Origin of the sequence: Enterococcus sp. AZ078, assembly GCF_051714985.1 — a bacterium.
Lineage (GTDB): Bacteria > Bacillota > Bacilli > Lactobacillales > Enterococcaceae > Enterococcus_B > Enterococcus_B hirae.
In genome coordinates this window covers 1,529,356-1,542,725 of the sequence record NZ_JBIOSW010000001.1, presented here as the reverse complement: position 1 = coordinate 1,542,725, position 13,370 = coordinate 1,529,356, and the positions used below count along the sequence as shown (strand labels likewise).

The window sequence follows — 13,370 nt, the reverse complement described above, 5'->3', positions numbered from 1 at the left end:
TTTTCTTTGGCTTTTGTGTATAATAAGAATGTTCAACTTAGAGGAGGAATAAAATGAGAGAATGGCAAACAATTAAAGACTATGAAGAAATACTTTTTGAAAAACATGGTAAAATAGCAAAAATAACAATTAATCGACCTCAAGTACACAATGCATTCACTCCAAAGACAGTGTTTGAAATGATTGAAGCTTTTACTATTTGTCGAGAGCGGCAAGATATTGGTGTGATTATTTTAACCGGAGCAGGAGATCAAGCATTTTGTTCTGGTGGAGATCAAAAAGTTCGAGGAAATGGCGGGTATGTAGGTGATGATCAAATCCCTCGCTTGAATGTGCTAGATCTCCAGCGCCTGATTCGGGTCATTCCAAAGCCTGTGATTGCTATGGTCAAAGGTTGGTCGATCGGTGGAGGCAATGTCTTACAACTTGTTTGTGACATCACAATTGCCGCTGAAAATGCGAAATTTGGACAAACAGGTCCGAATGTAGGAAGTTTTGACGGCGGTTATGGATCAGGCTATCTAGCTCGAGTGATCGGTCATAAAAAAGCAAAAGAAGTCTGGTTTATGACGAAACAGTATTCCGCAACAGAAGCTTTAGCAATGAATTGGATCAACACAGTGGTACCTTTAGCCGAAATTGAAGACGTAACGATAGAGTGGGCAGAAGAAATGTTGAAGAAAAGTCCTTTAGCATTAAGAATGATCAAGGCTGCAATGAACGCAGATACAGACGGACTAGCGGGGATCCAACAATTAGCAGGGGATGCCACTTTACTTTACTACACGATGGCTGAAGCTCAAGAAGGACGAGATGCATTCAAAGAAAAGAGAGAGCCTGACTTTGACCAATTTCCTAAATTTCCCTAAACAAAAACCAAATAGTTGGTTGCAACGACAAGCATTAGAACAGCCAGATCAGCCAGCCTTTTATACGAAAGATGTTTGTCTAACGTTTAGTGAATTGAATCACTATGTACAGCAACTTGCTTATTATTTCAAACGTTTTATAAGCAATCAACAAAAAACTATTAAAAGAGTAGCCATTTTGAGCGACAATCAGACAATGATGTATCAGTCGATCTTAGCTCTATGGGAATTAGGAATGGAGATCCAATTTCTAAATACAAGGTTAACCAGTGAAGAACTAGCTTATCAGTTAAAAGATGCCAATACACGACTATTGATCACTGAACACCCTGAACATTTTTCCTTTGAAAATGTAACCATCATTTCTTTCCCGAAAAAAAAGGAACTAATCGGGAGAATTAGTGAACCACCAATTGATTTCGGCTATCAATTGGAGCAAATAGCCTCGATCATGTATACATCTGGGACTACTGGAAAGCCAAAAGGAGTACCTCAAACTTTTTCAAACCATCAAGCAAGTAGCCTAGCTACACAAAAAAGTATGGCTATCGAGTCTGGCGAGAATTGGCTTTGTTGCGTCCCGTTGTACCATATCAGTGGTTTATCGATTCTTTTACGTTCCCTTGTTTTAGGAATTAGCGTTCATTTATGTGAAAAATTTCACCCATCAGAAGTCAAACAACTGATTTTAAGCGAAAAAACCGCTTATTTGTCGTTAGTCACGAAAATGTTAAAAGATCTGTTGCCGTTTGTACCAGAAGACGGTTATCCTTCTTCTTTGAAGCAAGTTTTATTAGGTGGGGGTCCGATTGAATCTACCTTACTTGAAGACTGTTGCCAGTTGAAGCTACCCGTTATGTTGTCTTATGGCATGACAGAAACATGTTCCCAAGTTGTCGCAGGTAAAATCAATTTGCATTCAAAGTTTAAAGACACGGTTGGTCGTCCGCTAATGGGTGTGCAAATTAAAATCGATGGGACAGATCAAGCGAACGAATCTGGAGAAATTCTTTTGAAAGGTCCGTCGATCGTTAAAGGATATCTCAACGGACGAGATCGACATTCGTGGACGAAAGAGGGCTGGTTTTGTACTGGTGATTGGGGCTATTTAACAGATACTGGTGAACTAAAAATTCTTAGTCGAATGAGTGAGCGAATCATCTCTGGCGGAGAAAATATTTACCCTGCTGAGATTGAAGCAATTTTTTTAAAAAGTCAGAAAATTACAGAGGCTATTGTTATTGGTAGAGCCGACCCTAACTGGGGGCAACGCCCAGTAGCTTATTTGAAATTAATAGATAAGGTCAGCGTTAATGAAATTTGCAATCTCATGGAGCCACTTGCTTCCTATAAACATCCTGACGAAATTTTTGTCATCCATGATCTACCAAAAACAGCCTCAGGAAAACCATTAAAACGACTTTTTTTAACAGAAGAAAGAGTGAACTATATTGACTACCAACTTATTTAATCTAAATCTACAGGAAGTACCTGAAGCTGACTATGTATGTTATAGCTTTAAGATTCCTTATGAACCGTTAGCAAATCTCTTTGCAAAAGCGAGTGAATTTAAAGGCACACGTTTCTTTTGGCAAACGCCAGACAAAAATGTCGGTTTCTTGGGGTTTGGGCGTAATCTTTTAAAGAAGCGCGGAAACTGGTCCACCGAAGACCTGATAAATGCTAAACAAGAGTTTTTTAAAAAACTTTCGTTTCTGGTTCCTGAAAAAGAGACTCCGATTCTTTTTGGAGGATTACCTTTTGATGCTGAAAACAAAAAACAAGCGCCTATTTGGGGAGAATTGGCAGAGGGCTGTTTTATTCTACCCGAACTATTAATCAAGCAAAATCATCAGCAACTAACCGTTGTAATAACCGCAAGGAATCATTTTAAAACTTTAAAAAAACTCGATGAGTTTATTAAAGAAAAAATGAGACTCATTAATGAAATGAAAGAGCGATGTGTCCCAGATTTTTCGCCAAGTCAAATATTAAAAGAAAATGAAGTAGCTGTTCCTCATTTCTTAAAAGCTGTTGAAGAGACGATCGAAGTCACAGCAAATAAAAAATCAGCACTTAAAAAAGTGGTTTTAGCAAGACAGATGCAATTAGTTGGCAAAGAATTTTCTGTTGAAAAAATCTTACTTCATCTGATTAGTCAACAACCAAACACCTATCTCTTTGTTTTAGAATCAAAAGGTCAAGCGTTTATTGGCGCAACACCTGAACGTTTGCTTCAGGCGACTGATACCCATTTCTTGACCGCTAGCATTGCTGGCTCTATCGCTAGAAGTTCAAACGAAAGAGAAGACGTTACATTGGGAGGAAAACTTTTAAAAGACTCTAAAAATATTGGAGAACACCAATTAGTCGTCGAACGTTTAACAGAACAGATGCACTCATTTATTAAGGGGAAACTAACAGTATCAGAAAAAAGTCTTTTAAAAAACCGAGACATTCAACATCTTTGTTTGACGTTGAAAGGGAGCCGTCAGGACGGTTTCTCATTTTTAGAAGTCATACGACAACTACATCCTTCACCAGCTTTAGGCGGTGTGCCTAAACAGGCAGCCATTGATTGGATAGCGGAAAAAGAACCTATTGGGCGAGGGTTATACGGTGGTCCAATTGGCTGGTGTAGTTTAACTGAGGATGTTGGTGAATTTGCAGTTGGTATTCGTTCTGGAGTAGTGAGTGATACTGAGGTCCAGTTGTATGCTGGCTGTGGAATTGTGCCAAATTCAACGCCTGAAGCGGAATACTTAGAAACTGCTCTAAAATTTCAACCGATGATTCGAGGTGTAAAAGAATGACGAACACAAAAGAGCTGACTGCTTATTTATTAGCATTTATCCATGGATTGAAAGAAAGTGGATTAAAAGAAATGGTCATTAGCCCAGGATCACGCTCGACACCACTGGCCTTATTGGCTTATCGTGACCCGGAAATCAATTGCTATATCAACGTGGACGAGCGTTCGGCTGCTTTTTTTGCGCTTGGTTTAGCAAAAGCACAAAAGGAACCTGTGGGTCTGATTTGCACATCAGGAACTGCTGCAGCAAATTATTATCCAGCCATTTGTGAAGCTGAGGCGTCAAATGTTCCACTTGTTGTGTTGACCGCTGACCGTCCACCAGAGGCACAAGGCGTAGGAGCACCACAAACGATGGATCAGCAACATTTGTATGGAAGCCATGTCAAAAAGTATATCGGAATGGCTTTGCCAGAAGAAGGAGAATCTTTTGAAAGATATGCGTTTTTTCAGGGTTGGGAGAGTGCGGCTGCTGCAATAAAAATTCCTAAAGGACCTGTACATGTGAATCTACCTTTTCGAGAACCTTTACTGCCGGATTTATCACAATCATTTACACGTCATTATTCAAGAAAAGGGGAAACGATCAATAAAGTAACTTCCTTTTCGTTACCAGAACTTGATTCTTGGTTGACCAAAAAAGGGTTGATTATTGTTGGAAGAGAATTGACCACACAACAGGCAACGAAAATGATTGAACTAGCTGAAATCGTAGGATGGCCTATTCTTGGTGATCCACTTACAAATTTAGGAAATTGCGGGAAAGAAAGCGACAATTATATTTCTCATGTTGATTTGATCTTTGCCGATCAACGCTTAGAAACACCCGAAATCGTTTGGCAGTTTGGTAACTTGCCATTGGCCAAAAACCTCATGCTTTATTTAAAGCAGTCAAAAGACCTGACTTATGTCATCATTGATGAAAGCGAATCTTGGAAAGACTGGTTACATCAAAGTAATTATGTTTTACCAATTGATCCACTGACGTTTTGTAGCATGGTTAAGAACATGAGCGATGAAGAATTTCATACTCATGCAGATAGAAACTGGTTATCCTATTGGCAAGAAAGAGCAAAGCTTGCCCGACAAACGATAGAAACAACCTTACCCTTAGATGCCTATAACGAAAGCAATGCCAGTAAGCGTCTTTTTCAATTGTTAAAATTTGACGAAACACTCTTCTTGTCCAATAGTAATGCTATTCGTTTTATTGATCGCTACGCTGGTTTTTCAAAACAACGATTTTCAGTCTATGGGAATCGGGGAGTAAATGGTATTGACGGGATTATTTCAACAGCTGCAGGTATTTGTGCGGCTAAGAAACAGCAGATGTTTTTGTTGATTGGTGACTTAGCTTTGTTTCATGATATGAATGGGTTACAAATAATCAAAGAACTTGAGCTGCCGGTGACTGTGATCGTTTTGAATAATAACGGGGGAGGTATCTTTTCTTTCCTTCCTCAAAGGGAATTAGATAACTCCTTTTTTGATCCTTTGTTTTCAACACCCTTACATCTAGACTTGGAGAAAGTGGCAGATCTGTACTGCGGCGCTTATAAAAAGCCCAAATCGCTGACTGAATTTGAACAAATAGTTTGTGAAAGTCGAGAAAGAATAGACAGTAAAGACAACAGAGAAGAGAAAAAAAATTCAACTTGGACGTTGATTGAAGTCGTTGGCGAACAAAAAGCACCAGCAGAGCTTTGGCAACACATGATTGAGGGATACGGTAATCGAAATGAGTGAGGGAAAAATAAAAATCAATGGTGTTAATTATGCTTATCGTTGGTTACAGCGAACATCTCCAATGAGACCTACTATCATTTGTTTACACGGATTTACCGGAACTTCCATGAGCTTTTCTTTGCCTTTTCAAGATTTAAATGTTTTAGCAATCGATTTGATCGGGCATGGTAAGACGGATGTTTATGTTCATCCTTATCGCTATAAGCTTCCATTACTTGTTCAAGATTTAGCACAATTGGTTTTGCAATTAAAGATCGATGCCTTTTATTTGTTGGGGTATTCCATGGGGGCCCGTACCGCGTTAACTTGGCTGATTGAACAACCAAAAGGAATTTTAGGCATCATTATGGAAAGTGGTACACCAGGCATCAGTTCTGTAAGCGAAAGACTCATACGTCAAAAAAAAGATCTTCTATTAGCGCAAAAGATCATGACTGAACCATTGTCTGGTTTTGTGGATTATTGGGAATCGATTCCATTATTTGAAAGTCAAAAAGAACTACCTGATTCGACAAGAAGAAAGATTCGCCAAGGAAGACTTATGCAACAACCAATTGGTTTGGCGCTTAGTTTGATGTACATGGGAACTGGGCAACAGACGAATTACTGGCCATCGCTTAGAAATATCCAAAGACCGATCCTTTATTTAGCAGGAGAATATGATGATAAGTTTCAAAAAATCGGAAAAAAATTGGTTGAAGAAAATAGTCTGTTTTCCATGGCCTTGGTTCCCAAAAGTGGACACTGTATTCATCTAGAACAGCCAACGAAATTTGTTTCCCTAGTAAATCAATGGATAATGGAGAAAGAAAAAAGTGATACAAATTAGAAAAATCGAGCAATTACAACTTAAATTACCTTTGACTACCCCTTTTGAAACGAGTTATGGAATTCTAACTGAAAAAGCGTTTGATTTATTGATAATCGAGGATGAATTAGGCAATCAAGGAGTAGGAGAGTTGGTTTCTTTCCAACAAGCGGACTATATTGAAGAAACGATCGACATGAGTCGCTTGATCATCAAAAATGAATTGATTCCTTTACTTACTATGTCTCCAATCAAAGAGCCTTTCGAAGTTCAGCGACGATTGACGAAAGTGCAAGGGAATTTTATGGCAAAAGCAGCCATGGAAACTGCTATTTGGGATTTATATGCCAGAAGAAAGAATGTCAGTCTCCGAGAAATTTTCAAAAGTACGAAAACAGAATTAGCAGTTGGGATTAGTTTAGGTATCCACACAGATTCTGCAAAATTGTTAAAACAAGCTCGAATGTATGTTTCTCAAGGCTATACGCGGTTGAAGTTAAAGATCAAACCAGGTTACGATATCGAACCATTAACCTTATTACGAAAGGAATTTCCTCACTTGCTTTTGATGGCAGATGCCAATTCTGCTTATACATTAAAGGATCTACCGATATTGTTAGAATTGGATCGATTAAACCTAGCGATGATTGAACAGCCTTTTAATCAACGGGATTTTATCGAGCATGCGTATTTACAGAAACAATTAAAAACACCAATTTGTTTAGATGAGAATATTCGTACACTAAATGATGTTAAAACCGCTCATACCTTGGGAAGTTGTCGTGGGATTAATCTAAAAATCCCCAGAGTGGGTGGAATCGCTGAGGCATTATCCATCGTAACATTTTGTCGTGAACATAACTTGACGGTGTGGCTAGGTGGAATGTTTGAATCAGGAGTAGGACGTTGCTTAAATATACAATTTGCCAGCCAAAATGACTTTACTTTCCCTGGCGATATATCGGCATCAGATCGCTATTACTACGATGATATCATCAAAAATAAAGCTTGCCTCACTGATGGGAAACTTGCAGTTCCCTTAGGAAAAGGCAATGGGGCAGTCCTTGATCATGAAAAGATCGAACGTTATTGCTACAAAAAGGAACTCCTTTTTTCTTAATAATAAACGTTTGACAAATAATATGATCACTGTGGTCGTTGTAGAGATACACCAAGTAATCATAAAGAATCCAAAAGCAGCTCTTTCTCTTTTGGATTCTTTCTTTTTGTTGAACTTTTTTTATATGAATCAGCAAGTAGCGAGTATAAAATTATACTTTCTACAATACCGATAATTCAGCTAATGTCGCCATTGACCTAACTTCTCCTTTTGATGAGATAATCATGGGAAACAGAATTCTGTTACCGATAACATAAATGAAAGCGTTGTCTTTTGTTGTTCACTCTTTTATAGTGAACACGTAATCTTAAATATGAAGGAGGAAATACATGAACACCGCAGCAATTTATCATCGACCGGAAAGTGAATATGCTTTTTTATATACAGCTGATACTTTCAGAATTCGTTTACGTACCTGTAAAGACGATGTAAAAAAAGTTTATCTTATTAGTGGCGATCCTTATACGATTGATTCACAAAAATGGTATCTGGAAGAAATACCAATGAAAAAAAGTCTGAGTACTTTAGTTCATGATTACTGGGAAGTGGAACAAACAAGCTCGACTAGAAGGTTACAATATGGGTTTCATATCGTAGGGATTGATGGCACAGAATGTTTTTACGGGGATCAAGGGATTTTTGCATATGAACCAGCAAACTTAGCAGAAGCAAATTACTATTTCCGGATACCCTATTTTCATGAAATTGATCGTTTCAAAGTGCCGCAATGGGCAAAAGAAACGATTTGGTACCAAATATTTCCTGAACGATTTGCGAATGGCGACTCAACTAACGATCCAGCTCATACGCTACCATGGGGAAGTAAAGCACCTGACCGAGATGATTTCTTTGGTGGTGATTTACAGGGTGTGATTGATCACCTCGATTACTTAGTCGATTTGGGAATCAATGGTATTTATTTTTGCCCGATTTTCCAAGCTATGTCTAATCATAAATACGATACGATCGACTATTTGAAGGTCGATCCAGCCTTTGGTGACGAACGTCTGTTAAAAGAATTAATCGAAAAAGCGCATAAAAAGGGTATCCGCATTATGTTAGATGCTGTTTTCAATCATATTGGTAGTGACTCGCCCCAATGGCAAGATGTGATCAAAAATGGCGAAAAATCAATTTATAAAGATTGGTTCCATATTCATTCTTTTCCTGTGGATGCCTATCAAATGACGAATTTACCCGAAACAGCAGCAAATTTATCTTATGATACGTTTGCTTTTACACCTTTCATGCCTAAACTCAACACAGCAAATCCTGAGGTTCAATCGTACTTACTAGATATTGCTGCTTATTGGGTGAAAGAATTTGATATTGATGGGTGGCGTTTAGATGTCGCTAATGAAGTCGATCATCATTTCTGGAAATTGTTCCATGAAAAAGTCACTGCAATCAAACCAGATATTTATATTTTAGGCGAAATCTGGCATTCATCCCAAGCTTGGTTACAAGGAGATGAGTTCCATGCTGTAATGAACTATGCGTTTACAGACTCAATCAAAGACTATTTTGTCAAACGAAAAATCACTGCTTCACAAATGGCAAGTGGCATGAACCATCAGCAGATGCTGTACCAAGATCAAGTAAACGAAGGAACATTTAATTTATTAGATTCCCACGATACTGCGAGAATCCTAACCTTGTGTAATGGAAATAAAGAGTTGATGAAAGCTGTACTTACTTTCATGTTTTTACAGAAAGGCGCACCTTGTATTTATTACGGAACGGAAATCGGATTGACTGGAGAAGATGATCCTGATTGTCGTAAATGTATGATCTGGGAGAAAGAGCAACAAGATACGGAATTATACGGTTTTATTAAAGAATTGATTTATCTTCGGAAACGATTATCTGAAATTTTAATCACAGGTACGATTTGCTGGGAGCTAATTGATGATAGTCAAGACGTGATTCATTTTTCTCGTGAATTGAACGGCCAAAAGATCCATGCTATTTTTAATCAATCTTCTACAAGTTATTTGGTTGATCAGAAAAATGAAATTATCTTAAGCCAAAATAGTGAATTATTAAATGATGGGAAAGCTGAAATTCAACAATTCGGATTCATTTTGATGTGTGAATAACTTGTTACCGGTAACATGCAGAAAGCGTTTGCAAGTTGTCGTTTTATAACAGTATACTCTTTATACAAACAACATTTATGGAAGTGGAGGAACAAAAAGTGAAGAAAAACTATGTTAAAAAATTAGGGTTGGGTTTATTGTCACTTGGTATTTTAGGTGGATTAGCAGCTTGTGGTAATGGAAAAGCTGATACAGCTAGCGGTGGAAATGATGAAAAAACATTAACTGTATCGGTAGATTCTGGTTATAAAGATTACATCAATGAGATCAAGGGTGATTTTGAAAAAGAGAATGATGTCAAAATCAAGCTAGTTGAAAAAGATATGTTCGATCAATTAGAAGCGCTTTCTTTGGATGGGCCTGCCGGTAAAGGACCGGATGTGATGATGGCAGCCTATGATCGAATTGGTGCGTTAGGACAACAAGGCCATTTAGCGGAAGTCAAATTAGGAAATGAAGCCGACTATGACGAAACAGATAAAGCACAAGTGACCTATGACGGAAAAATTTACGGCGAGCCAGCGGTGATCGAAACATTAGTCTTGTACTACAACAAGGATCTAGTAGATGCAGCACCAACCACTTTCAAAGAATTAGAAAATCTAGCCAAAGACAAACGCTTTGCCTTTGAATCAGAAGCAGGAAAAAATACTGGATTCTTAGCAAAATGGACTGATTTCTATTATTCTTATGGTTTACTAGCAGGCTATGGCGGGTACGTTTTTGGTGACAACGGAACTAATCCATCAGATATTGGTCTAAATAATGCAGGATCAATCGAAGGAATCACTTATGCTACAAACTGGTTCCAAAATGTTTGGCCAAAAGGGATGCAAGATATCAAGAGTGCAGGCGATTTCGTTAGCCAACAATTCATGTCTAACAAAGCAGCAGCAATCATTGATGGTCCTTGGCAAGCACAAACTTATAAAGACAACAAAATCAATTATGGGGTAGCAAAAATTCCAACATTGAACAACGGCGAATCTTATCAACCGTTTGGTGGAGGAAAAGGTTGGGTAGCAAGTAACTATTCTAAAAACAAAGAATTATCACAAAAATGGTTAGACTATGTGACAAACACAAAAAATCAAGAAAAATTCTTTGAAATGGTCAATGAGATCCCAGCCAATCAAGCAGCACGTGAAACAGCTAAATCAAAAAATGATGAATTGACAACTGCGGTGATTGATCAGTATGAAACTGCGCAAGCAATGCCAAATATTCCAGAAATGGCTGAAGTTTGGACTGGTGCTGAAAACTTAATGTTTGATGCAGCTTCAGGTTCTAAATCGCCAAAAGAATCTGCTAGCCAAGCAGTGAAAACCATAAAAGAAGCGATTGAGCAAAAATATTAAAAGTAACAAAGCGATCTCTATTCACGATCAAATGGATATTTTTACTAGATGTGGTGATAGTAGACCACTAAATCTCATTTGGTCAACCAAATCATAAAACAAGTCATGGATCAATAGGTGAAACAGTTGAACGGTGTATTTTCTTTAACTGTTTCACATTGATTCGTGTGAATAACATCCACGAGCAGAGTTTTTTATACCAACTGAGTGAGGACTACAAATGAATGGAAAATGGTTTTTGATAGCAATTATTGATGACTGTCATGGATAGCTACTATTTATAGTTACTATGTATAACTGCTATGAATAGTTACTTATAGATGGCTATTATGGATAGCCGACTGATTCATTTCCTTGCGCAAAGAATAAAATAGTAGTACTGGGGGTATCGTTATGCAAGACGAACAAAATAATATCAATGTAAGAAAAATTACACTTATGTCTCTCATACCTGGCTTAGGGCAATTTGCTAATGGTCAAGCGTTCAAAGGAATCGTATTTCTAGGTATTTTCGTAGCATTTATTCTACAACTGATAGTTGGTGGCTTCAACTCTTTGATTGGCTTAGTCACACTGGGAACGGTTCCGATGGAGGATCACTCCTTATTTATTTTGATTCAAGGAACGCTGCAACTAATCATTACGGTTATTTTTTTTATTTTCTATGGACTGAATCTGTTAGATGCCAAACGTGTCGCAGTTTTACGCAAAGAAGGTAAGAAAATCAACCGAACGATGAAGGAAGTTATACATAATATTGGTGATGAGGGTTTTCCTTATTTGCTTACACTTCCAGCCTATCTTTTGATGATTTTTACGATTATTTTTCCAGTTCTAGTCACATTATTTACAGCATTTACCAACTATGATTTCAAACATATCCCACCTGCTAGTTTGATTGATTGGATCGGAGTAAAAAACTTTTTTAGTATCTTCTTCTTAAGTTCTTACCGTAATACCTTTTTCTCTGTGTTTTCTTGGACTGTTATTTGGACACTATGTGCAACGACACTTCAAATCACATTAGGTATTTTTACAGCCGTTATTGCTCACCAAAAATTTATTAAATTTAGACGTTTTTTTGGTATTATTTTCCTTTTACCATGGGCGGTACCAGCATTTATAACAATTATGAGTTTCTCTAATATCTTCAATGATAGTGTGGGGGCGATCAACACCCAAGTGATTCCTTTTATCAATCATCTGCCATTCGTAGACATTAGCGCGATTTCATGGAAAACAGATCCATTTTGGACGAAAGTTGCGATCATTATGGTTCAAGGGTGGTTAGGATTCCCTTATATCTATGTCATGGTAACAGGTATTTTACAATCCATTTCTGAAGATTTATATGAAGCAGCAAAAATCGATGGTGCAAATGCTTGGAAACGTTTCTCTAATATCACGTTACCGGCTATTTTTCTAGTAGCAGCGCCAACGTTTATTACTCAGTATACTGGTAATTTCAACAATTTCTCGATGATTTATTTATTTAACAACGGTGGTCCTGGAAGTGTAGGAGGGGGCGCAGGTTCAACAGACATCTTGATTTCTTGGATCTATAAACTAACGACGGGAACCTCGCCACAATACTCCATGGCTTCAGCCATTACACTAATTATTTCTGCAATTGTCATTTGTGTTTCTTTACTTGTGTTTAAAAAGACTAATGCATTTAATATGGAGGACTAAGCGATGAAACAATTTAATTCAAGTGCTAAATTCCAACGAAGATTGTCACAATTCTTGACCTATGTTTTTTTGATTCTTTTGTCGATCATCATTATCTATCCATTGTTGATTACAGCCAGTACAGCATTTAAATCAGGTAATATCGCTGCTTTTAGTCTGGATTTATCCAGTGACTGGACACTAGAAAATTTTAGACGGCTATTCTCAGAAACGTTATATGGTACTTGGTATAAAAATACCTTGATTATTTCCATTTTAACAATGGTTATCCAAGTGACTGTTGTAACTTTGGCTGGTTACACTTATAGTCGTTACCGTTTCATTGGGCGCAAATCAAGCTTGATGTTTTTCCTGGTGATTCAAATGGTTCCAACGATGGCTGCATTGACCGCTTTTTACGTCATGGCTTTTCTACTTAACGCCTTAGATCGATACTGGTTCTTAACAATGATCTATATTGGTGGGGGAATTCCGATGAATACTTGGCTAATGAAAGGTTATTTTGATACTGTTCCACTTGATTTAGATGAATCTGCTAAATTAGATGGAGCTGGTCATTTCCGAATTTTTCTACAAATCGTTTTACCGTTAGTTAAACCAATGATTGCCGTTCAAGCATTATGGGCCTTTATGGGACCGTTTGGAGACTTCATGCTCGCTAAATTTTTACTACGCACACCAGAAAATCAAACAGTGGCAGTTGGTTTGCAAACATTCATTTCTGATGTGACAAATCAACGGGTTTCATTATTTGCCGCAGGAGCGATCCTCATTGCATTACCGATTTGTTTATTGTTCTTCTTTTTACAAAAAAACTTTGTCACTGGTTTGACTTCTGGTGGCACAAAAGGTTAGGAGCAGGTTTT

Annotated in this window: 10 protein-coding genes; all 10 read left to right on the top strand. The window is 37.7% G+C overall.

Annotated features, from left to right (window positions below):
* The first annotated feature begins 53 nt into the window (after positions 1-53).
* The 10 genes from menB (at position 54) to IGJ18_RS07160 (ending at position 13,359) form a co-directional block, all read left to right on the top strand.
* Complete coding sequence (gene menB, locus IGJ18_RS07205) at positions 54-869, top strand: 1,4-dihydroxy-2-naphthoyl-CoA synthase (protein ID WP_010719121.1); 816 nt, start codon at positions 54-56, stop codon at positions 867-869.
* Positions 814-2,340: an o-succinylbenzoate--CoA ligase gene (menE, locus tag IGJ18_RS07200; protein WP_438843089.1), complete on the top strand. Its 1,527-nt coding sequence runs from the start codon at positions 814-816 to the stop codon at positions 2,338-2,340. Before menB ends, menE begins: the two co-directional genes overlap by 56 nt.
* The gene (locus IGJ18_RS07195) at positions 2,321-3,682 is read left to right on the top strand and encodes an isochorismate synthase (RefSeq protein WP_438843088.1); all 1,362 of its coding nucleotides are present in this window, start codon (positions 2,321-2,323) and stop codon (positions 3,680-3,682) included. The genes menE and IGJ18_RS07195 overlap by 20 nt, the downstream gene beginning before the upstream one ends.
* Positions 3,679-5,427: a 2-succinyl-5-enolpyruvyl-6-hydroxy-3-cyclohexene-1-carboxylic-acid synthase gene (menD, locus tag IGJ18_RS07190; RefSeq protein ID WP_438843087.1), complete on the top strand. Its 1,749-nt coding sequence runs from the start codon at positions 3,679-3,681 to the stop codon at positions 5,425-5,427. The genes IGJ18_RS07195 and menD overlap by 4 nt, the downstream gene beginning before the upstream one ends.
* Entirely contained in the window at positions 5,420-6,256 is an 837-nt protein-coding gene (gene menH, locus IGJ18_RS07185) for a 2-succinyl-6-hydroxy-2,4-cyclohexadiene-1-carboxylate synthase (RefSeq protein ID WP_438843086.1), read from the top strand. The genes menD and menH overlap by 8 nt, the downstream gene beginning before the upstream one ends.
* Positions 6,246-7,355 carry an o-succinylbenzoate synthase gene (gene menC, locus IGJ18_RS07180; protein ID WP_438843453.1) on the top strand — a complete coding sequence of 370 codons (1,110 nt, stop codon included), beginning with the start codon at positions 6,246-6,248 and terminating at the stop codon, positions 7,353-7,355. Before menH ends, menC begins: the two co-directional genes overlap by 11 nt.
* A 329-nt stretch (positions 7,356-7,684) precedes the next feature.
* Entirely contained in the window at positions 7,685-9,454 is a 1,770-nt protein-coding gene (locus IGJ18_RS07175; RefSeq protein ID WP_010719127.1) for a glycoside hydrolase family 13 protein, read from the top strand.
* Between the two features lie 98 nt (positions 9,455-9,552).
* The gene (locus tag IGJ18_RS07170) at positions 9,553-10,812 is read left to right on the top strand and encodes an extracellular solute-binding protein (protein WP_438843085.1); all 1,260 of its coding nucleotides are present in this window, start codon (positions 9,553-9,555) and stop codon (positions 10,810-10,812) included.
* 393 nt (positions 10,813-11,205) lie between these two features.
* Positions 11,206-12,504 carry a carbohydrate ABC transporter permease gene (locus IGJ18_RS07165; protein ID WP_342081730.1) on the top strand — a complete coding sequence of 433 codons (1,299 nt, stop codon included), beginning with the start codon at positions 11,206-11,208 and terminating at the stop codon, positions 12,502-12,504.
* 3 nt (positions 12,505-12,507) lie between these two features.
* Positions 12,508-13,359, top strand: coding sequence for a sugar ABC transporter permease (locus IGJ18_RS07160; RefSeq protein WP_010719130.1), 852 nt, complete (start codon positions 12,508-12,510; stop codon positions 13,357-13,359).
* Positions 13,360-13,370 lie beyond the last annotated feature (11 nt).